15 protein-coding genes are annotated in these 20,126 nt (G+C 63.2%); 4 read left to right on the forward strand and 11 right to left on the reverse strand.

Features of this window, described 5'->3' with window-relative positions; translation table 11 throughout:
- Window positions 1-121 precede the first annotated feature (121 nt).
- Together ACM3N8_RS09080 and ACM3N8_RS09085 are read right to left on the reverse strand one after the other, a co-directional pair.
- On the reverse strand, window positions 122-1,438 hold the full coding sequence (locus ACM3N8_RS09080; RefSeq protein WP_290017731.1) for a TAXI family TRAP transporter solute-binding subunit: 1,317 nt from the start codon (window positions 1,436-1,438) through the stop codon (window positions 122-124).
- A gap of 183 nt (window positions 1,439-1,621) precedes the next feature.
- On the reverse strand, window positions 1,622-2,761 hold the full coding sequence (locus ACM3N8_RS09085) for a MalY/PatB family protein (protein WP_290017730.1): 1,140 nt from the start codon (window positions 2,759-2,761) through the stop codon (window positions 1,622-1,624).
- 161 nt (window positions 2,762-2,922) lie between these two features.
- Here ACM3N8_RS09085 and ACM3N8_RS09090 point away from each other — a divergent pair, with 161 nt between their 5' ends.
- Window positions 2,923-4,095, forward strand: a complete 1,173-nt coding sequence (locus ACM3N8_RS09090) for an MFS transporter (protein ID WP_043135556.1) — start codon at window positions 2,923-2,925, stop codon at window positions 4,093-4,095.
- Between the two features lie 55 nt (window positions 4,096-4,150).
- Here ACM3N8_RS09090 and ACM3N8_RS09095 read toward each other — a convergent pair whose 3' ends face one another.
- The gene (locus tag ACM3N8_RS09095) at window positions 4,151-5,035 is read right to left on the reverse strand and encodes a LysR family transcriptional regulator (protein WP_241278462.1); all 885 of its coding nucleotides are present in this window, start codon (window positions 5,033-5,035) and stop codon (window positions 4,151-4,153) included.
- A 109-nt stretch (window positions 5,036-5,144) separates the two neighbouring features.
- On the reverse strand, window positions 5,145-5,900 hold the full coding sequence (locus ACM3N8_RS09100) for a YciK family oxidoreductase (RefSeq protein WP_043135552.1): 756 nt from the start codon (window positions 5,898-5,900) through the stop codon (window positions 5,145-5,147).
- Window positions 5,901-6,123: 223 nt separating this feature from the next.
- Between ACM3N8_RS09100 and sohB the strand changes: the two genes are divergently transcribed.
- Complete coding sequence (gene sohB / locus ACM3N8_RS09105) at window positions 6,124-7,131, forward strand: protease SohB (protein ID WP_290017729.1); 1,008 nt, start codon at window positions 6,124-6,126, stop codon at window positions 7,129-7,131.
- A 218-nt stretch (window positions 7,132-7,349) separates the two neighbouring features.
- On the opposite strand, the gene astB is transcribed toward sohB, so the two are convergent.
- On the reverse strand, window positions 7,350-8,687 hold the full coding sequence (gene astB / locus ACM3N8_RS09110; RefSeq protein ID WP_348687925.1) for an N-succinylarginine dihydrolase: 1,338 nt from the start codon (window positions 8,685-8,687) through the stop codon (window positions 7,350-7,352).
- 361 nt (window positions 8,688-9,048) lie between these two features.
- On the opposite strand from astB, the gene topA reads away from it, so the two are divergent.
- Window positions 9,049-11,670, forward strand: a complete 2,622-nt coding sequence (gene topA / locus ACM3N8_RS09115; protein WP_043556342.1) for a type I DNA topoisomerase — start codon at window positions 9,049-9,051, stop codon at window positions 11,668-11,670.
- A 114-nt stretch (window positions 11,671-11,784) separates the two neighbouring features.
- Complete coding sequence (locus ACM3N8_RS09120; protein WP_005312189.1) at window positions 11,785-11,952, forward strand: hypothetical protein; 168 nt, start codon at window positions 11,785-11,787, stop codon at window positions 11,950-11,952.
- Window positions 11,953-12,082: 130 nt separating this feature from the next.
- Here ACM3N8_RS09120 and ACM3N8_RS09125 read toward each other — a convergent pair whose 3' ends face one another.
- From ACM3N8_RS09125 to ACM3N8_RS09150, 6 genes are all read right to left on the reverse strand, one after another.
- Window positions 12,083-12,439: an MGMT family protein gene (locus ACM3N8_RS09125; RefSeq protein WP_416016005.1), complete on the reverse strand. Its 357-nt coding sequence runs from the start codon at window positions 12,437-12,439 to the stop codon at window positions 12,083-12,085.
- A gap of 69 nt (window positions 12,440-12,508) precedes the next feature.
- Entirely contained in the window at window positions 12,509-14,062 is a 1,554-nt protein-coding gene (locus ACM3N8_RS09130) for a methyl-accepting chemotaxis protein (RefSeq protein WP_416016006.1), read from the reverse strand.
- Between the two features lie 214 nt (window positions 14,063-14,276).
- Window positions 14,277-16,142 carry a beta-N-acetylhexosaminidase gene (locus ACM3N8_RS09135; RefSeq protein WP_416016007.1) on the reverse strand — a complete coding sequence of 622 codons (1,866 nt, stop codon included), beginning with the start codon at window positions 16,140-16,142 and terminating at the stop codon, window positions 14,277-14,279.
- 160 nt (window positions 16,143-16,302) lie between these two features.
- Window positions 16,303-17,175: a BadF/BadG/BcrA/BcrD ATPase family protein gene (locus ACM3N8_RS09140; protein ID WP_378081501.1), complete on the reverse strand. Its 873-nt coding sequence runs from the start codon at window positions 17,173-17,175 to the stop codon at window positions 16,303-16,305.
- A gap of 105 nt (window positions 17,176-17,280) precedes the next feature.
- Window positions 17,281-19,008, reverse strand: coding sequence for a glycoside hydrolase family 9 protein (locus ACM3N8_RS09145; RefSeq protein WP_416016008.1), 1,728 nt, complete (start codon window positions 19,006-19,008; stop codon window positions 17,281-17,283).
- 114 nt (window positions 19,009-19,122) lie between these two features.
- Window positions 19,123-20,115 (reverse strand): ABC transporter ATP-binding protein, encoded by a 993-nt coding sequence (locus ACM3N8_RS09150; RefSeq protein ID WP_098983110.1) that lies wholly within the window; start codon window positions 20,113-20,115, stop codon window positions 19,123-19,125.
- Between the last annotated feature and the right edge of the window lie 11 nt (window positions 20,116-20,126).

Genomic DNA, 20,126 nt, shown 5'->3' on the forward strand with positions numbered 1-20,126 from the left:
TGTTGCGGCCCGTGTGCGCATGAGTTGCCACAGAACAAGGTAAAAGGTGCAAGGCAACAGCTGCAATGCAAAAGAAGAGGCCACCCTGACAGGTGGCCTCTTTCGTTGGCGGAACGTGAGATTACTGGACGGGCACGCTTGCCGAAGGGGTGACCGGCAGGGGCTGGTTCAGGCTGCCACTGGCGGCACTGGGCGCAGCCCCTTGCGTATCGGCGGGCGCCGAGCCGAGTGCGGCCGAGGCGGCTTGTGTGGCTGCAGCGGCCGAAGGTGGCTCCGCCGTCACGGCTTGCGTGGTCTGGGCGGCCGAGACGGGTGCCACCGGCTGGGTTGCCACTGCACCCGAGGTTGCTGCCTGTGCTGCGCCATCCCCGGTGGCCTGCGCTGCCGACTGGGCTGCCAGGCTTGCCGTCGCCGCCGAGCCCTCTGACTCCTGGGGAGTCAGGGATTCGGGGAGCAGTGATGGCGGCGACAGGACGGCATCCTCCATGCCCGGGTGACGCGGCACCTCGGCCTCCGCCAGCATGGAGTCCAGGGTGAGGGTGGTCAGCGCCGGATGCAGGCGGGTGAACTGCTTGAGCCGTGCGGTCAGCACGTCGCGCACTGTACGCACCTGGGTGTCTGGCAGGCTGTCCAGCGCAACCAGTTCGGCGGTGACGGCGAAGGTGTTGACGCCGCTGGGCTGGCCCGGGTAGAGGTTGGCGCCGATGCGGCCGCGCTGGTAATAAGGGTGGTTCTTGAGCAGGCGATCGATCTGCTCCCCCTCGATGGGGATGATGCGCGCCTTGCAGCGACCGGTCAGATCCCCTATGCCCTGATTGGGGTGGCCCGCCACCATGAAGGCGGCGTCCAGGGTGCCGTCGCAGAGCCCCTCCAGCCGGTTGTTGATGGAGGAGGGAATGACGGGCGCGAAGCTGCTCTCCTGCCAGCCCATGGCATCGAGCAGGGCCTGGCTGGTGACGCGCTCTCCCGACCCCGGATTGCCCAGATCGACCCGCTTGCCTTCGATGTCGGCCAGGGTGTTGATGTTGCTGTTGGCACCGGCGAGCAGGGTCAGCGACTCCTGATGGAGTCGAAACAGGCTGCGAAGCCGGTCGTTGGGCGGCTGGCCCACGAAGGGGCCTGTGCCGTGGGCGGCGTGGTGCACCACATCCGACTGCACCAGCGCCAGCTGGATTTTCCCCTGGCCCAGCTCCTTCAGGTTGGCGAGGGAGCCCGAGGTGCTCTGCACGGCGCAGTGCAGCCCGTGGTTGGCGTTATCTTCGTTCAGCAGGCGGCAGATGGCCCCTCCCGCCGGATAGTAGACGCCGTTGAGCGCCCCCGTGCCTATGGTGAGATAGGCCGGTGTGGCGGCGTGCAGGGGCAGCACCAGGGCTGCAGCCAGCCAGGGCAGGGCGGTACGAGACAGGGTCGACAGGTGGTGCAGGGCGCTTGGCAACATAATGAACCGGATCAATGGCTGATAAAAAGGATGGGCCAAGCCCATCCCGTCTGACATCACGGCCTGCCGCTGTTTGGCGCAGAGCCGGGTTTGCATGGCATGTGCCATTCAAACCCGATCTCATCGCTTATGGCGGGGGCTGGTGCAGCTGACATTCAGCCGCAAAAATATACCCTATTGCCATCAGATGCGAGTCTGGATCGCTTTCTCCATCCGGGCCAGTGCCTCGGTCAGCCGTGCCCGGGTGCAGCCGAAGTTGAGCCGCACGAACTGGCCATCGCCGAACTGGGCGCCGGGGGAGAGTCCCACCCCCACCTGCTCGAAGAAGGCGATGGGATCCTCGAGACCGAGCGCACTGACGTCGATCCAGGCGAGGTAGGTGGCCTGATGGCGCGCCAGCTTGATGCCGGGCCAGCGGGCGACAGCCTGCTCGATCAGCGCCAGGTTGGCGGCCAGGTAGTCGAGCTGTTCGCTGAGCCAGGGGTCGCCTCCCTCATAGGCCGCCTCGGCCGCCACGAAGCCCAGCAGATTGACGTCGGCGCTGATGCCGCGCATCGCCTGTTGCAGCTTGAGGCGCAGACGGGCGTTGGGCACCACGGCGAAGGCGCAGCACAGACCCGCGATATTGAAGGTCTTGCTCGGAGCCATCATGACGGCGCAGCGCTCGGCCGCGTCCGGGCTGATGGCGCCATAGGGGATGTGGCGGGCATCTTTGTCCAGCAGCAGGTCGCAATGGATCTCGTCCGAGCAGACAACCAGATTGTGGCGTTCGGCGATGGCGTCTATGGCTTCGAGCTCGGCGCGGGTGAACACTGTACCGCCCGGGTTGTGCGGGTTGCACAGCAGCAGCAGATCCGCCGCCGGGGCCTGACGCTCAAGCTCCTCCAGATCCAGCACCCAGCGACCGGCCTCTTCCACCATGGGCACTGTGAGCAGGGGGCGATCGTTGAACCCGGGTGCCAGCAGGAAGGGGTAGTAGACCGGCTTGGGGGTGATGATGCCGCGGCCGTGCTGGCTCCAGGCCTTGCAGGCTAGGTTTAAGCCGGGTACCACGCCGGGCAGGAAGACGAGCCACTCCGGCTGGATGGTCCAGCCGTAGCGGCTGGCCAGACGCGCCATGATCAGTTCGATCAGCCGGGCAGAGGGGCGCGAGTAACCGAAGATGCCGTGGGCGACCCGCTGGGTGAGGGCCTCGATGACGGCGGGCGGCGAGACAAAGTCGGTGTCGGCTACCCACATGGGCAGTACGTCCTGTTCCTTGTACTTGTCCCATTTCAGACTCATGGTATCGCGACGATCTATTTCCCGGTCAAAATCAAACATGTGAAATCCTTATGCTGGGCAGTGGGCTTTCAATGTACGGGGTCGGGCGCGGGGTCGCAAGCCTTGAGGTGACTCTTGATAATGACATAAAATAAGCGACGCTATTTCATGCACTTGCCGAATTTTGGCCAGTTTTCTTCCCCCCAATCAGTGGTAATCCTATGAGCTTGTTGACCGCCGCTCTGAAGAGGTCGGATCCCGTCTCCCTCTCTTTTTTGGCCGTGACCTTTATGACTGGGGTGGCGGTGGCGCTCCAGGTGCCTACCTTGAGCCTGTTTCTGGCCGAAGAGGTGCAGGTGCGCCCCTTGCTGGTCGGACTGTTTTACACGGTCAACGCCGTGATCGGCATCCTCATCAGTCAGTGGCTCGGCCACCGCTCCGACAGCAAGGGGGATCGCAAGCGGCTGATCCTGCGCTGTTGCTTCGCGGGTGTGGTGCTCTCCCTGCTGTTCGCCTGGAATCGCAACTACTGGTTGCTGGTGAGCCTGGGGGTGCTGCTGGCCAGCCTGGCCGCCACCGCCAGTCCCCAGTTGTTTGCCCTGGCGCGGGAATATGCCGACAGCCGCAACAAGCGGGCGGACATGTTCAGCTCCGTGCTGCGGGCCCAGTTCTCCCTGGCCTGGGTGATTGGCCCCCCCATCGCCTTCGCACTGGCCATCGGCTATGGCTTCGAGGTGATGTATCTCGCCTCCGCCCTGGCCTACCTCATCTGTGCCTTCGTGGTGTGGCGCTGGCTGCCCTCCCTGCCGCTGCCCACGCCAAACAGCGAGGTTGAGCGGGTCAGCAGCTGGAAGGATCCCTCGGTGCGGGCGCTGTTCATCGCCTCCACCCTGATGTGGACCTGCAACAGCATGTACCTCATCAACATGCCGCTCTACATCACCCGCGAGCTGGGGCTGGAGGAGAAGCTGGCCGGTGTGCTGATGGGCACGGCGGCAGCCCTCGAGATCCCCTTCATGCTGCTGGCGGGCTACTACACCCAGCGCTTCGGCAAGCGTCCCATGATGCTGGTGGCCGTGCTGGCCGGGGTGGGTTTCTACGTGGGGCTGGTCACTCTGTCGAGCCAGTCTGCGCTCATCGCGCTGCAACTGCTCAACGCCATCTTCATCGGCATAGTCGCCGGGATCGGCATGTCCTACTTCCAGGATCTGATGCCGGGGCGCGCCGGGGTGGCGACTACCCTGTTTGCCAACAGCATACGCACCGGCTCCATCATGGCGGGGGCCATCGCGGGGACTGTGGCCGAGATCTGGAGTTTTCACGGGGTCTTCATGGTGGCGACGGCACTGGCGCTGGCGGCACTGGGCGCCTGCTGGCGGGTGCCCAATGTGTGAGGCCGGTCTGTGACCTGTTGGCTATGGGTGACGCAGGCTGCCTGACGGCTTGGGCTTACTTGTCGTTGTCGTTCTGATATTCGTTGCGCAGGCAGCGCAGCAGCAGCTCGGTGGCCGGCCCCAGCGAATCCGCTGACGGGGTCAGCAGATAGGTGTAGAGATGGCGCTCGTTGCCGCTTGCCAGATCCAGCGGCACCAGGACGCCGTTGGCCAGCTCCTCCTGCACCAGATGGCGGGGCAGCCAGGCATAGCCGAGGCCGAGTTTGAGCATGGCGATCACTTCGTGGTAGTGGGTCGCCTTCCAGCCGGTGTCGTCCGCATCGTTCCAGTCCACCGAGCGGTGAATGGGGGGATGCAGGCTTATCTGGTTGTGGCTGGCAAGCTCGTCGGTTGAAACGGCCCCGGCCAGGGCGGCGAGGGGATGGTCGGCCGAGCAGAGCGGCAGCAGGCACACCTCGTCCAGCGGCAGGCCGGTGCGATCCTGGGGCAGGTGCTCGGAGAGCATCAGATCCCCCACTTGCAAGGCGTTGAAGTGGCAGTGAATGCGTTCGTGCAGATTGACGCGGCAGCCCCGGCTGCGGGGATAGAAGTGGGCCAGCGCCCGATAGAGGCGCTCCCGTGGCTGCAGCACGGAAACATAGAGGTTGATCTGCGGCTCCCACTGCCGCTCCAGGTTGTTGGCCAGGTTTTCCAGCTCTTCCACCTGCTGGCTGAGCTGACGCGCCCGCTTGAGGAAGATCTCCCCGGCCTGGGTCAATACCGCCTTGCGCCCCCTCACTTCCAGCAGAGGCACCCCCAGACTCTGCTGCAGCTTGGCCACCGCATGATTGAGAGAGGATTGGCTCTTGTTCAGCGCCTCGGCGGCCTGGGCATAACCGCCACAGTCCACCACGGCCTGAAAGATCCGCCATTGCTCAAACGTGCTCTTGGGACGAAACATATCTCAACCTGATCAGGGATCGTATGTGGTAAGGGGCTGCAACGGGGTGCCGGCGGCACCCTATTGAATTTAACCCCATGCGGCGCAGGGTTCCGGTTATTTTGTTGATTTATTTGGGCTGGGCCACAAAGGTCTGGCCGGTTTTGCCACGGCTGTCGGCCCCCATCAGATAGAGATAGAGCGGCATGAGATCGGCTGGCGTCTTGAGCTGCTGGGGATCTTCCGCCGGGAAGGCGCTGGCGCGCATCTTGGTGCGGGTACCGCCCGGGTTGAGGGTGTTGACCCGCACAGCCGTGTTTTCCAGCTCGTCGGCCAGCACTTCCATCATGCCCTCGATGGCGAACTTGGAGATGGCGTAGGTGCCCCAGTAGGCGCGGCCCTTGCGGCCCACGCTGGAGGAGGTGTAGACGATGGAGGCCTCACCGTGCTCCTTGGCGGTCTGGCGGATCAGCGGCAGCAGCGCCTGGGTCAGCAGGAACTCGGATTTGACGTTGACCTGCATCACCTCGTCCCACTCCTGCTCCTGAATGTGTTCGAAGGGGGAGAGGGTGCCGAGCAGGCCGGCGTTGAACAGCACGCCATCGAGGCGGCCAAACTGCTGGGCGAAGGTCTCGGCCATGCCGCGGTAGTGGGCGGCGGTGGCACCTTTCAGGTCCACCGGCACTATGGCGGGCAGGGGATAACCGGCGGCCTCGATCTGGTCATAAACCGCCTCGAGTTTGGCGCTGGTGCGGCCGAGCAGGATCACGGTAGCGCCGTGGGCGGCATAGGTGATAGCGGCTTCGCGGCCTATGCCGTCACCGGCACCTGTGACCAGAATGACCTTGTGCTTGAGCAGATCCCGGGGGGCCTGATAATCGAGCATGACAACTCCTGTTAACAAGTTCGTGGCAGATGCGCGCGGCAATAGAGGGGCAAGTGTACTGACCCCGCACGGCATTTGACCAGTATGAGACGGCAAAAATGTGAAGAAAATAGAGGGGTTGTGATTGCGGAGTGTGTTTTTTGAGCCACTGTCGCAGAGTTTTTGCGCGAGCCCGGCAAACTCCCTAGAATGTGAAAAACTCGAACACTGAGCGGAGCATCAAGTGGCATTTTTGACCGAATATGGCCTGTTCCTGGCCAAGACCCTCACCTTACTGCTGGCCATAGCTGCCGTCATCCTGATGGTGATCAGCAGCCGTCAGCCGAAATCCCGCAAGGGTGAGCTGGTGGTGACCGACCTCTCCAGCGAACTGGAGCAGGGGCGTTACCAGTTGCAGGCGGCGCTGGCCGGCAAGACCGAGCGCAAGCAGCTGGAGAAGGCGCGCAAGGCCGAACACAAGGCCCGCGCCAAGACCGAAGACGAGCGCAGCCGGCTGTTTGTGCTCGATTTCAACGGCAGCATGGATGCCAAAGAGGTGGCTTCCCTGCGGGAAGAGGTGAGCGCCGTGATAGGCGTCGCCCAGTCCGGTGACGAGGTGTTGCTGCGGCTAGAATCCGGCGGCGGCGTGGTCCATGGCTATGGCCTGGCCGCATCCCAGCTGCAGCGACTGCGCGACAAGGGCATCAAGCTCACCGTGGCCATCGACAAGGTGGCGGCGAGCGGCGGTTACATGATGGCCTGCGTGGCGGATCAGATCCTGGCTGCACCCTTTGCCATCGTCGGCTCCATCGGCGTGATAGCCCAGTTGCCGAACTTCAACAAGCTCCTGAAAAAGCACGATATCGAGTTCGAGATGCACACAGCAGGCCAGTACAAGCGCACCATCACCATGTTCGGTGAGAACGACGATCTGGGGCGGGAGAAGTTTCGCGAGGAGCTGGGTGCCATCCACGAGCGGTTCAAGGCGTTCGTGGCCGAGCACAGACTCCACCTCGACATAGACAGCGTCACCACGGGGGAACACTGGCTGGCGAGTCAGGCCAAGGGGCTGGGGCTGGTGGACACCCTCTGCACCAGCGACGACTACCTGCTGGCCCAGGCCAGCCATCACAAGGTGGTCGGCATCAGCTATCGCAAGCCAAAGAGCCTGACCCAGAAACTGGGCCAGCAGGCCGCCCTGGCGCTGGAGTCGAGCCTGGGTCGTCTATGGCAGCAGAGCCCCTGGCGCTGAGAACCTGTTCCGATCTTACTGCGAGGTCGTGATCAAGGCTCATGTGCTGCTCGCTTGCTTGTAACCAAGAGTGCTCACGTATGTCTATACGCTCCGGTTCCTGCGCAGCTCTTCACCTTGCTGACGACCTCTCGCGACAGTTCGAAAACAGGTTCTAGGAAGCCGTTCAAAGGGCAATAAAAAGCCGGGCACTTGCCCGGCTTTTACTATCCAGCGACTCAGCGCTGGAAGGGGTAGACGGAGCCAAGTTTCAGGATCTGGGTCAGCTCGTCCAGCGCACTGCGGGACTCCTGCACCAGCGCCGGGTCGCGCAGATCGTCCAGCGCCAGGCTGTCGCGGTAGTGGCGATCCACCCAGTTGTCGAGGCGGGCAAACTGGCTGTCATTGATGAGGCAGGCCGGATTGACCGCCGCCAGCTCCTGATCGTTCATGGCGACCCGCAGCCGCAGGCAGGCGGGGCCACCGCCGTTGCGCATGCTCTGCTTCACGTCCATGTAGTGCACCTGCTTGATGGGGGTGCCCTGGGCGAGGAGTTGGCCGAGGTAGGCCGATACGGCCGGATTGTCGCGACACTCGGTGGGGGCGATGATCGCCATCTCGCCGGAGGGCAGGGTGAGGATCTGGGTATTGAACAGATAGGATTTCACCGCATCCTGCACCGACACCTCGGCAGTCGGCACCTCGATGAAGTGCAGCTCCCCGTCACCGAACTTGGTGCGCACCTCGGCCAGCGCCGACGCCGTGTTGAGGAAGGCCTGCTGGTGGAAGAAGAGCACGTTCTGGTTGCCTACCGCGATCACGTCGTTGTGGAACACCCCCTGATCGATCACCTCCGGATTCTGCTGGATGAAGACGGCGCTCTCTTCGCTCAAACCGTGCAGACGGGCGATGGCCTGGCTGGCCTCCAGGGTCTGGCGGGCCGGGTAGCGTTTGGGGGCAGGCTGGGAGACGTCAAAGGCGCTGCGGCCATAGACGAACAGCTCGACCCCGGACTCGCCATAGGCACGGCACAGCCGGGTGTGGTTGGCGGCGCCCTCGTCACCGAAGTGGTCGTTCTCCGGCAGGTGCTGGTGGTGATAGAAGTGGCGATCGTTGTTGAACACGGCGCGCAGTATGCGGCCCGTCACCTCGGGTTCGAGGGAGCGGTGGAACTTGTTGGTCAGGTTGGCGGGGGTGAAGTGAATGCGGCCATCCTGGGTATCGGCACTCGGGGAGACGGTGGCTGCGTTGGCGGTCCACATGCTGGAGGCCGAATAACAGGCGGCCAGCACGGCGGGCGCCTGTTTCGCGGCCTGGGCCAGCACGCTTGCATCATTGCCGGTGAAGCCGAGGCGGCGCAGGGTGGCGAGATCCGGCCGCTCCTGCGGTGCCAGCACCCCCTGGGTCATGCCAAGCTCGGTCAGCGCCTTCATCTTGCGCAGCCCCTGCTTGGCCGCCTCCTTCGGATTGGACGCCTCCTTGGCGTTGCTCTGGGAGGCGACGTTGCCATAGGACAAGCCGGCATAGTTGTGGGTCGGGCCGACCAGGCCGTCGAAGTTGACCTCGAAGTGCTTCATTGCGTACATCCTTTCGATTTTTATATGGGTAGCGGTTCCTTCCGCGCACAAAGCTGCGGGATGCAGCCATTATAAGGAGATTTTGTCTTTTGTAACAAGCTGATAACTAAAGTGGTTTGTTATGTTACAAGAGCGGTTGGTTATGTCGTTTCAAATATAAAAAGGGGGTGGATATAGCATAAAAATAAAAAAGCGGTTGCTTCCCGCGGCTCGGCTTCGCATTAATAAATAAAGAGGTCAGCTGGTTCGGGCGGGTGAGCTAATTTGCTCACAAGATTGCTTTTTCGCGTCAAATCTCTTATACAGCCCCACAAAACCGCACACCAACCCCGTCGGGTGCAATGAGGATAATAGTTACAGCATGGGCAAATCACTGGTCATAGTGGAGTCTCCGGCCAAGGCCAAGACCATCAACAAATATTTGGGCAAGGACTACGTGGTGAAATCCAGCGTCGGTCATGTTCGCGATCTGCCCACCAGTGGCAGCGCCAGCAACGAGCCCAAAAAACCTGTCATTCGCGGCATCAAGCTGAGCGAATCAGAGAAGGCTGCCAAGGATCGCAATGCCCTGTTCTCACGGATGGGGATCAATCCGACCGCAGGCTGGCAGGCCAACTACCAGATTTTGCCCGGCAAAGAGAAAGTGGTTAGTGAGTTGCAAAGTCTGGCCGCCAAGGCTGACACCATCTATCTCGCAACCGACTTGGATAGAGAGGGAGAGGCGATCGCCTGGCACTTGCGCGAGATCATCGGTGGTGACGACAGCCGCTACAAGCGGGTGGTGTTCAACGAGATCACCAAGACCGCGATTCAGGAGGCGTTTGCCCAGCCATCCGAGCTGAACATCCACCGCGTCAATGCCCAGCAGGCTCGTCGTTTCCTCGACCGGGTAGTGGGCTACATGGTCTCCCCCCTGCTGTGGAAGAAGCTGGCTCGCGGTCTCTCCGCCGGCCGGGTGCAATCTGTTGCGGTGCGTCTCATCGTCGATAAAGAGCGCGAGATCAAGGCGTTCGTGCCGGTGGAGTTCTGGGATCTCAACGCCGACCTGCTGACCGGTGACAAGGCCGACCTGCGCATGGAAGTGGTCAGCCGCAACGGCGCCGACTTCAAGCCGGTCACCCAGGCCGAGACCTTTGCCGCCGTGGCCGCCCTGGAAGGGGTCGACTACAAGGTGGTGAACCGGGAAGACAAGCCGACCGGCTCCAAGCCGTCCGCCCCCTTCATTACCTCCACCCTGCAACAGGCGGCATCGACCCGTCTGAGCTTCGGGGTGAAGAAGACCATGATGATGGCCCAGCGTCTGTATGAGGCGGGCTACATCACCTACATGCGTACCGACTCCACCAACCTCAGCAAAGAGGCGGTCGAGGCGCTGCGGGAATATATCGGCGAGCAGTATGGCGCCGCCTATCTGCCGAGCGAACCGAATCTCTACGGCTCCAAGGCCGGTGCCCAGGAGGCCCACGAGGCGATCCGTCCCTCCAGCGTGCTGGTCACGGCCGAGATGCTGGAAGGCATGGAGCCGGATGCGATGCGGCTCTATGACCTGATCTGGCGCCAGTTCGTGGCCTGCCAGATGACCCCGGCCCAGTACGACTCCTCCACCCTGACCGTCAAGGCCGGTGAGTTCGAGTTGAAGGCCCGTGGCCGCACCCTGCGCTTCGCCGGTTGGACCAAGGCGCTGCCACCCATGGGTCGCAAGGGCGACGACAGCCAGCTGCCGGCGGTGACGGTGGGCGAGATCCTCAAACTGGTCAAGCTGGATCCCCGTCAGCACTTCACCAAGCCGCCTGCGCGTTTCACCGAAGCGGCCCTGGTGCGCGAGCTGGAAAAACGCGGCATCGGCCGTCCTTCCACCTACGCCTCCATCATCTCCACTATCGTGGATCGCGGTTATGTGCGGGTCGAGAGCCGCCGTTTCTTCGCCGAGAAGATGGGTGAAATCGTTACCGACCGTCTGGTCGAGAACTTCGTCGAGCTGATGAACTACGAGTTCACCGCCAAGATGGAAGACAAGCTCGATGGCATAGCCGAAGGCAGCCTGGAGTGGAAGAAGGTGCTGGACGCCTTCTACGAAGAATTCACCCAGGAGCTGGCAAAAGCGGATCGGGACGCGGAAGAGGGGGGCATGCGTGCCAACCAGATGGTGCTGACCGACATCGACTGCCCGGATTGCGGCCGCAAGATGGGCATTCGTACCGCCACCACAGGCGTCTTCCTCGGCTGTTCCGGCTATGCCCTGCCGCCGAAAGAGCGCTGCAAGAAGACCATCAACCTGGTCTCCGCCGACGAATTCGTCTCCGCCACCGACGGTGACGAGGCCGAAACCGAGGCGCTGCGCGCCAAGCACCGCTGCGGCGTCTGCGGCACCGCCATGGACGCCTACATCATTGACGACAGCCGCAAGCTGCACGTCTGTGGTCGCAACCCGGATTGCGATGGTTACGAGATCGAGAAGGGCCAGTTCAAGCTCAAGGGCTATGAAGGGCCGAGCATAGAGTGCGATCGCTGCGGATCCGAGATGCAGCTCAAGAACGGCCGTTTCGGCAAGTACATGGGTTGCACCAGCGAGACTTGCAAAAACACCCGCAAGATCCTGAAAAACGGCGACATAGCGCCGCCGAAGGAAGATCCTGTACCGCTGCCCGAGCTCAAGTGCACCCAGTCCGACGCCCACTTCGTGCTGCGTGACGGTGCGGCCGGCCTGTTCCTGGCCGCCAGCAACTTCCCGAAATCCCGTGAGACCCGTGCACCTCTGGTGGAAGAGCTCAAGCGCTTCAAGGATCGCCTCTCGCCCAAGCACCAGTACCTGGCTGACGCCCCGGCGTCAGATCCTGACGGTAACGCCTCCATCGTTCGCTTCAGTCGCAAGACCAAGGAGCAGTACGTGATGACGGAGGTCAACGGCAAGGCGACGGGCTGGACGGCGCACTACGACAACGGCAAGTGGCAGGAGAGCCTGGCCAAGTCGAAGAAGGCGTGATGGCGCGCAGTTCACACTATGATGAAAGAGGCCCCTTGCAGGGGCCTTTTTGTTGGGAGATGACGGTATACTGAAACGGCTGCAAGGATGGCAGCGCTGTACACGGAGGTTGTGATGGAGATTAACGAGATCCGGCCGGGAATGACCTGCTTGACCCGGGAAGGGACTGCCTATGTGCTGGAAGTGGACAGGCAGAGTCTGCTGGTGTTGCTGCAACGGGAGTATGAAACCATACCCGTGCAGGTGCGCAGCGACGAGATCCTGGCTCCCCTCACACTGTGACTTGAAAGGGAACAAGGAGGCATGACAGCTCTTTGATTCGCAAGGAAACCAAGACAGATAGCCGCGCTGTGACTCAACAGAACATCATGAGAAACCGCAGCGATCTGGTTTAACAAGAAATAGCAGCGCTTTAAAAAGGGATGAGGAATAGCAGCTCGGCGAGGTCGGGCTGCCATTGCCACTCCCGCATCTTTACCCTCCCGCCTATCACAGGCACACCCTCCTGCTGCAATCGCCCCGTCTGTTCCATAAAGCCTGTCGACCCTTTTGGCAGTGAAATGGTGCCGCCTGCGCCCAGCACGCGATGCCAGGGTAGCGCCTTGTCCGTTTCCCGCAGCACCTTGCCCACCAGTCGGGCTCGACCGGGCAGCCCAGCCAGATCCGCCACCTGACCATAGCTGACCACCTTGCCGGCCGGTATCAGGGCGAGGATCGCCTCGATGCGGGCGACCTTGTTCAGGGTGGCAGGGGCTGGCTCTATTCTCATGGGTCATGACTCTCCAGAAACGACAGAAGCGCTATTGTGGCGCTTCTGTCGTGGGGGTGGCAACCCGCGTCAACCAAAGGTCTGACTGAGCCCCTTGAGCTGCCTGGCGCGCTCCAGCAGCTCCTGACTCGAGTCGTCGACCTCCTGCATCTTCTGGCTATTGGCCTGGGAGTACTGGGATATCTGGTTGATGCTGCGGCTGATCTCCTCCACCACCGCCTGTTGCTGCTCGGCGGCGGCGGCGATCTGGGTGGAGTGCTCAGTGACCAGCTCTATCTCTTCCAGTACGGAATGCAGGCTGCTGGCGCCCTGGCGGGTCATCTCGGCGCACTCGCGGGTCTGTTGTAGGTTCTCCTGCATCATCCCCTTCCAGCGTCCCAGTGTGTGCTGGATCTGCTGTATGCTGCCCTGGATCTGCTCGGTCGCCTTGTGGGTGCGGGTCGACAGGGTACGCACCTCGTCAGCCACCACCGCAAAGCCGCGGCCCTGCTCACCGGCCCGCGCCGCCTCTATGGCGGCGTTGAGGGCCAGCAGGTTGGTCTGATCGGCTATGCCCTGGATTTCGCCCATGACGCTGCCAATTCGCTCCGACTCGCTGGCAAGTTCTACCGCAGAGTTGAACGCCAGTTCAGCCTGTTTGGCGAGTTGCTCGATGCGCTGTTCGGTCTGGCTCAGCTGTTTGTTGGTGTGCTCGCAGCGGCTGCGTGCCTCGTTGACCTGACCGTTGGAGTCCTGAATGTTGTGGGCAATCTCATGAGCCGTGCTGGCCATCTGGGTCATGGCGGCAGCCATCTGCTGGGTCTGGGCATCCTGCTCGTTGATGTCGAGACAGGCCTGATGGGATGCCTGTTTCAGGTTGGTGGCCAGGGTCTGCAGGGGATGGGTCGCATCGTTGATCCGGCCCAGCACGGTACGGATGCGGGCCTGCAGCATCTTGATGTGAAAATCGGCGATGGCGCCCGGGCCGTCACCCGAATAAACCAGCCGGGTCAGGCTGTCATATTCGCGGCCGAGCTGCTGCAGGTAGAGGGGCAGGGAGAATATTTCCCGCCAGTAGGCGCCACCGATGAGCAGCAGGGGCAGCAGCATCAGCAGGGCTGTCATGGCGCCCTGGCTGAGAAAGGCCCAGCCGAGCAGGCCGAGCAACAGCAAGCCCAGCACCGGCAGGCGCACGCGGTTGAAAGAGGGGAGGCTGCTGGCCGAGCCCCGCTCCGCCTTCAGCAGGGCCTGATAGGTCTGGCTGGCGACGCGCTTGAGCTGGGGTTCCGGTTTGCAGCGCACTGACTGGTAGCCGCTGATCCTGCCCCCCTCGTAGATGGGGGTCACATAGGCGTCGACCCAGTAGTAACGGCCATCCTTGCAGCGGTTCTTCACCATGCCGCGCCAGGGCTTGCCCTCCTTGAGGCGAGCCCACAGATCGGCAAAGGCGGCCTTGGGCATGTCGGGGTGGCGCACCAGGTTGTGGTTGTGACCGACCAGCTCTTCAACGGGGTAGCCGGCGATGCGGCAGAAGGCGGGGTTGGCGTAGGTGATCACTCCGCGCAGGTCGGTGGTGGAAACGAGTTGTTCGTCGGCAGGAAACTCCACTTCGCTGTCCAGGGTATGGACGTCTCTGCGAGCCATAGGAATACGCTCCGATGTTATTGTTGATAGTTTTGTCGTTGTTATTGTGGCAGATCCGGGCGTGGTTGCAGGTGATTGCCAGGGCGCGCCGAGTCGGCTTCATAGGGGGCTGAATTTTGCCAACAATGGCGGATGAATGGTAGGGAAAAGTTGGTTTTTTGTTGGTGGATGGTAAAAAAAGGCGACCCAAAGGTCGCCAGACAGAAAGATAACACTACCTCTGTGGTACCCGATAACGCACCTGTAGCTGGTCGAGGATCTGCAGCTGGCCCGGCAGGCGGGCGGCGAAGTGATCCCACGCCTTGCGGGTGGCGTCGCTCCAGGCCACCTCGGCGGTGGCCAGCATGCGCGGGAACAACATATAGTCGAGACGGTCACGAGAGGTAACCAGTTCCGACCATAAGGGACTCAGCACCCCCAGGATGTTATCGTTGGCATGGAAATCGGCCGGGGCAGGATCACATCGATAGACCTGCTCCAGATTGAGGGTGCCCGCCCAGTAGAGGCCGGGTTCGCGGGGATCCTGGCTCCAGGCCAGATCCAGATAGAGGTGCTGGGCCGGTGCCATCACAACGGGATAGCCCGCCGTAGCCGCATCCAGCCCTGCCTGGAAACTGGTCCAGGCGAAGATGGTGGCATCCCGGCTCACCTTGTCGCCGTGCAATATCTCCTCCCAACCCAGCATCTGCTTGCCCTTGCTGGCCAGATACTGTTGGCAGTGGCGTAGCAGGTGGCCCTGCAGCTCGCGGCAATCCTGATATCCCTGCCGTTGCATCAACTGCTGGCAGGCCGGGCTGTCGGTCCATACTCCGGTCGGTACCTCGTCCCCCCCCATGTGTACCAGGGGGCCCGGGAACAGCTCGCACACCTCGTCAATTACCGCCTCCAGGAACTGATAGGTGCCGGGCAGGGCCGGGTTGAGCACGTTGTCGTCGAAATATTGCACCGACAGGTAGCGGGAGCGATCCGCTTCCTCGATCAGTAGCCCGGGCAGCGCCTTGATGGCGGCGTGGCAGTGGCCCGGGATGTCGATCTCGGGGATGACGGTAATGCCGAGCCCGCTGGCATAAGCCACCAGCTCGCGTACCTCGCTTTGGGTATAGTAGCCGCCATAGGGCTCGGGGCCGCCACTGAGCTGGGGCCCCACAGGCAGATCGTGGCCGCGCCAGGCTGCGATCTCTGTCAGCTGCGGGAAAGCCTTGATCTCGAGCCGCCACCCCTCGTCATCGGTCAGATGCCAGTGGAAGCGGTTGAACTTGTAGAGGCTCATCAGCTTGAGCAGGCGCTTGAGGCTAGCGACGGGGTGAAAGTGGCGGGCGCAGTCGAGGAAGATGCCGCGAAAACCGAAGCGGGGGGCATCGACCAGCTCGATGCAGGGCAGGCTCTCTCCGTGCTGCAGAGCCCACTGGGCCAGGCTTGTCAGGCCGTGGCGCCAGCCAGCCTCGCCAGCCGCGGCTATGGTCACCCCCTCCGGCGTGATGGTGAGGCGATAGGCTTCGGCAGCCAGGGGGGCCTCGAACAGCCGGATCTCGGCATCATGATCCTGCTCCAGCGCTAGCCCTGTCAGCTCGTTGAAATGGGCCAGCAGGCCGGTCAGCGACCCGGGCCCGCTGACATGGGCCCGCTCTGCCAAGCGGAAGTTGCCCTCCAGCAGCACCAGCTGATCCGGCTGGGGCACTATGCCGGCCAGAGACTCGACCTCGGGCAGATCCGGGGCGCCGGGCGCGCTTGACGGCAGGCCCAGCGCCTCATCGGCCAGCACCACAGGTATCAGCTGAGGGCCCGTGCTGGCCTCGGGCAGGCTCAGGAAGAAGCCGCGCGGCATGTCGGAGAGGCGCTTGATGGGGGTGTTGCGACAGCAAAAACGCAGCTCGCTTTGCCCCTCGGCCGGGATCAGTACCTTGTAGCTGCCGCTCTGGCGCTCCAGCTCCCCCCCTTCGACCGAGGCCGGGTCTATGTGGCGGGCCAGGCAGAAGTGGAGCTTCCAGGGGACGGCCGGCAGCTGGCTCAGGTTGAAGCGGAACCAGACGTCCTCGCCATCGCGTCGGTCGACCTGGGTGTGGATCAGGGGTGCAGACATGAAAATTCCTCTGATGGAGTTAAGGGAACAAACAAGGCGATCATCTCCTTGTGGTACTGGTCAACCCGGGGAGGGAGCCCGAGTGCTGAGATGGGCACACCCCGGAGCGGGCAGAGGGGGACTCTGTCCCCGCCGGCGGGCAGATCGCATTGGACAAGGCTCAGCAGTGCAGACATGGGAACGCCTCCGACTGGGCAAACAGTATGGCCCCCTCCAGCGCATCGGCCTTGGGGTTGACCAGGTTGAGGTGCGCCAGCCGGGGGGCGAGGCGCATGCCGATGCCACCGAGCAGGGCAATCTGGCTGGCCCCCAGCTGTTGCATCCCCTCCAGCAGGATCCGCAACTGTTCGCAGGTCTCGTCCAGCAGCTGGCAGGCGAGCTCGTCGCCGTCGCTGGCAGCATCGAACACCCAGGGGGCGAAGCGGCCATAATCGGCCGGAATGGCGCGGTATGCCCAGCGCACGACGTCGGCCTGATCCCGCTTGAAGTGGTCGAGCAAGCGGATGGCGAGCGTGCTGGGGGGCAGGATGCCGTCATGGCAGAGCAGGGCTTGCTGGATGGCACGCAGCCCAAGCCAGGCGCCGCTGCCCAGATCCGAGATGGGAAAACCGCGGCCGGAGCAGGTGTGGAGCTGGCCATGCCGATAGAGGAGCCCGGCCGAGCCGGTGCCAGCGATGAGAATGGCCCCCTCCCGGCCACCAAAGGCACCCAGGCAGGCACCGAAGGCATCCGAGGTGAGCCGCACGCTGGCAAAGGGGAAGGGCATCTCGAGCATGGCGTGATAGCACTCCGCCAGCTCGGCGGAGGCGAGCGCCAGCCCGACCCCCATCTGCTGCACGCTTGCCGCCGGCAGACCGGCCGCAGTGCGGGCCTGCTCGATGGCGGCCAGCACGTTGGCGTGGGCGACCTCTATGCCCAGCTCCAGGTTGGAGCCGGCGGCGCGCCCCTCGCCCAGCAGCTTGCCGGCCCGGTCCCGAATGCGGGCGCGGGTGTGGGTGCCGCCACCATCCACGCCGACCCAGAACTCAATCATGCCGGCCTCCCAGCGCGCTCTGCCAGCTGATGGCCAGGGCAAACCAGGCGGAATGTATGGAAGATCCACTGCTCTCCCCCAGTGCTAATGATGTCCGAGCCGCTCTCAATCATGGCGACCTCCCTGTGCGCTCTGCCAGCTGATGGCCAGGGCGAACCAGGCGGCGTGGGGGATCCACTGCTCGCCCCAGCGCCAGTTCTGATCCAGCCGATCCTTGTACTCTTCAGGGATAAAGGCCAGGTCATTTTCGTCATCGAAGCCGGCCGTGATGCCGTTGCAGATGCCGCCGAGGGCATTGGGATAACCGGCTGTGTAGCTCGGGTTGTTGATGCCGTGGCCCGCCAGCATGCAGGCGTTGAACGGGTTTTGCCCCAGGATCCAGTCGAGCTGGCGCTGGCCGAAGTCGAGCAGCGGCCCGGATTGTGGCGGGAGCTGCTCGGCGGCGGCAAAGGCCATGGCGGCCAGAGAGGCCAGCCTGGCGTTCTCCCCCTGCCACCAGTAGCCGGATTCGTTGTGGTGGGGGATGAAGAAGCTCACGCGAGGCGCTTCATCCACTCCTTTTACATACTGGCGGGCGAGGGCGAAGGGGTTGCCTGCCCGGGCGCACAGTGCCAGCTCGGCGGCCAGCGCCTGCTGCACCACGGTTTGCACCTGGGCTTTGCGCTCCTTGTCCGGCTCTACGCCTAGGTATTCCAGCAGCGCCAGCACCGGCAGTCCCGCCTCGGCGGCGTGGTAGTAGGGACGCGAGCCATCCTGGTTGGCGGACCAATGGTGGCCGAGATCGGGGTGCGGGCGCTGGCGGGCGCAAAGCTTGCCGGCCCACTCCCTCGCCTCGCTTAGCCACTCATGGCCCAGGGTCTTGGTCAGCTCGACCGCAGCCAGCAGGGCACAGTAGTCATCTATGATGTTCTCGACCCCGTCGTCCAGATAGGCGAGGTTGTGCTCGCGCAGGTGCAGGTAGCCGCACCTGGCCGCCTCGGCATAGTGACTCGCATCAAGGTCGCCGCTGACGCTCTCGCGGGCGGCGCGGGCCAGGGCGGCGATGGCCATGCCGCCCCCTTGCCGAAAACCCGCCTGCCAGTCGGCAGACTTGAGCCCCTGCTGGGTGGCGTAGGCGCACAGCTCGCGCTGCTCGGGATCCTTGCTCCACTTGTCGAACAGCGTCATGTAGAAGAAGCCGCTCTCATCCTGCATCCGGCAGAGAAAATCCGCCCCGTGCAGCGCCTCGTCATTGAGCCGCTTGCAGAGGTTGACCCCGTCTATGTCGCGGCGCGATGCCAGCAGTTCCCTACACCTGAGCAGGGCCCATACCACCATGGGGGTCTGCTGGGGGTTGAGGTAGTTGGCGTAGGAGAGGTGGCTCAGGTATTTGCTCATGTCGCCGCTGGCATCGAACCAGCCGCCGTGTACGTCTTTGCGTTGATCGGTGCCAAACAGCGGGGCAGTGCGGTCGGCCCGATCGAAGGCGCCGCTGGCGCGCTGGCCCTTGAAGTAGTGAATGACATCGGAGAGGCACTGGCTCGCCAAAAGGTGGTGGCCGATGGCGAAGGGGGCGGAGCTGACCATGCGCTCGTCGGTGCCGGCCTGGATGACAGTTTCCAGCCGGTAGTGACCGGGCTCCTTGAAAGAGGAGAAATCGGCGCGCCAGTAAGCGCGGCCCTGCCAGCCGTCGACCCGGCCGGCTTGTTGCAGCGGCGCTTCAAACAGGATCTGGTCATCACACTGGCGCAGCAGCCTGACATGGCCGCTGATAGCCAGCTGGGTGGTGGTCTGCAGCAGGGCAATCTTCTGCCCGTCGCACTCGTAGCCTACCTGATTGATCAAGAGTTCCATCAAGGTATTACTCCTGTGGTTCACCGACGGGCGGTGAGGCACATCACGGGGCTGTGGCTGCCCCGTAGCGAGGCATGGCCGGACAGTGCTGTCCGGCCGCTATAAGGCTCACCCTCATTCGTAGAGGTAGCAGCGCACGAAGTGGTTGTCTGCGAGCCTGGTGATGGGGGGCAGCTCATCCTTGCAGCGGGCCATGGCCTGATTGCAGCGCCCGGCAAAGGGGCAGCCGCAGGATTCCGGCGTCCAGAGCGGTATCTCCCCCTTGCGGCCCCCCTCCAGTTCGGCGTGGATGCTCTTCTCGGGGTCGGGCACCGCCGAGATAAGCAGTTGGGTGTAGGGGTGCTGGGGGTGGTGCAGTATCTCGTCCACCTCGCCCCACTCCACCATGTGGCCCACGTACATCACCGCCAAGTCTTCCGCCACGTAGCGGGCGGTGGCGATGTCGTGGGTGATGTAGAGCATGGAGACGCCCAGCTCGTTCTTCATCTGCTCCATCAGGTTGAGGATGCCGATGCGAATGGAGACGTCGAGCATGGAGGTGGGCTCATCCGCCAGCACCACTTCCGCCTCCACCGCCAGGTTGCGGGCTATGTTGACCCGCTGGCGCTGGCCGCCGGAGAGCTGGTGCGGGTACTTGGCCGCCGTTGCCTTGGCCGGGGTCAGCCCCACCTTTTCGAGCAGGGCATGGACCATGTCCGGCAGATCTTTCTTGTCGAGCACCTTGCTGTGCAGCAGCAGGGGGCGGGCTATGTGGTGGTAGATGGTGTGGGTCGGGTTGAGCGAACCGAACGGATCTTGCCACACCATCTGCACGCTCTGGCGATAGTCGAGCAGGGCCGTGCCCTTGTTGAACTCCTCCAGATCCCGGCCGCGATAGAGGATGCGGCCGCTGGAGAGCTTGTACATCTTGGCGATGATCTTGGCGATGGTGCTCTTGCCGGAGCCCGACTCCCCCACCACCGCCAGGGCGCGGCCCCGGTGCAGGTTGAAGGTGATGTCGGAGAGGGCCCGCATCTTGCCGCTCTTGATGGCATTGGAGTTGACGGGGAAGTCCTTGTAGAGGTGCTGGACTTCGATGATGGGCGCGTCGGTTTGGGCGATTTGCATGACAGACATCC

The sequence above is a fragment of the Aeromonas sp. A04 genome, from assembly GCF_047780465.1.
Lineage (GTDB): Bacteria > Pseudomonadota > Gammaproteobacteria > Enterobacterales > Aeromonadaceae > Aeromonas > Aeromonas bestiarum.

Excerpts from the sequence above, each read along its gene's own strand:
- ACM3N8_RS09150 (WP_098983110.1), bottom strand. The coding sequence starts at position 20,115 with ATGCAAATCGCCCAAACCGACGCGCCCATCATCGAAGTCCAGCACCTC.
- ACM3N8_RS09120 (WP_005312189.1), top strand. The coding sequence starts at position 11,785 with ATGGAGATTAACGAGATCCGGCCGGGAATGACCTGCTTGACCCGGGAA.
- ACM3N8_RS09135 (WP_416016007.1), bottom strand. The coding sequence starts at position 16,142 with ATGTCTGCACCCCTGATCCACACCCAGGTCGACCGACGCGATGGCGAG.
- ACM3N8_RS09090 (WP_043135556.1), top strand. The coding sequence starts at position 2,923 with ATGAGCTTGTTGACCGCCGCTCTGAAGAGGTCGGATCCCGTCTCCCTC.
- ACM3N8_RS09085 (WP_290017730.1), bottom strand. The coding sequence starts at position 2,761 with ATGTTTGATTTTGACCGGGAAATAGATCGTCGCGATACCATGAGTCTG.
- ACM3N8_RS09095 (WP_241278462.1), bottom strand. The coding sequence starts at position 5,035 with ATGTTTCGTCCCAAGAGCACGTTTGAGCAATGGCGGATCTTTCAGGCC.
- ACM3N8_RS09145 (WP_416016008.1), bottom strand. The coding sequence starts at position 19,008 with ATGGAACTCTTGATCAATCAGGTAGGCTACGAGTGCGACGGGCAGAAG.
- ACM3N8_RS09140 (WP_378081501.1), bottom strand. The coding sequence starts at position 17,175 with ATGATTGAGTTCTGGGTCGGCGTGGATGGTGGCGGCACCCACACCCGC.
- topA (WP_043556342.1), top strand. The coding sequence starts at position 9,049 with ATGGGCAAATCACTGGTCATAGTGGAGTCTCCGGCCAAGGCCAAGACC.
- astB (WP_348687925.1), bottom strand. The coding sequence starts at position 8,687 with ATGAAGCACTTCGAGGTCAACTTCGACGGCCTGGTCGGCCCGACCCAC.
- ACM3N8_RS09100 (WP_043135552.1), bottom strand. The coding sequence starts at position 5,900 with ATGCTCGATTATCAGGCCCCCCGGGATCTGCTCAAGCACAAGGTCATT.
- ACM3N8_RS09080 (WP_290017731.1), bottom strand. The coding sequence starts at position 1,438 with ATGTTGCCAAGCGCCCTGCACCACCTGTCGACCCTGTCTCGTACCGCC.
- ACM3N8_RS09125 (WP_416016005.1), bottom strand. The coding sequence starts at position 12,439 with ATGAGAATAGAGCCAGCCCCTGCCACCCTGAACAAGGTCGCCCGCATC.
- ACM3N8_RS09130 (WP_416016006.1), bottom strand. The coding sequence starts at position 14,062 with ATGGCTCGCAGAGACGTCCATACCCTGGACAGCGAAGTGGAGTTTCCT.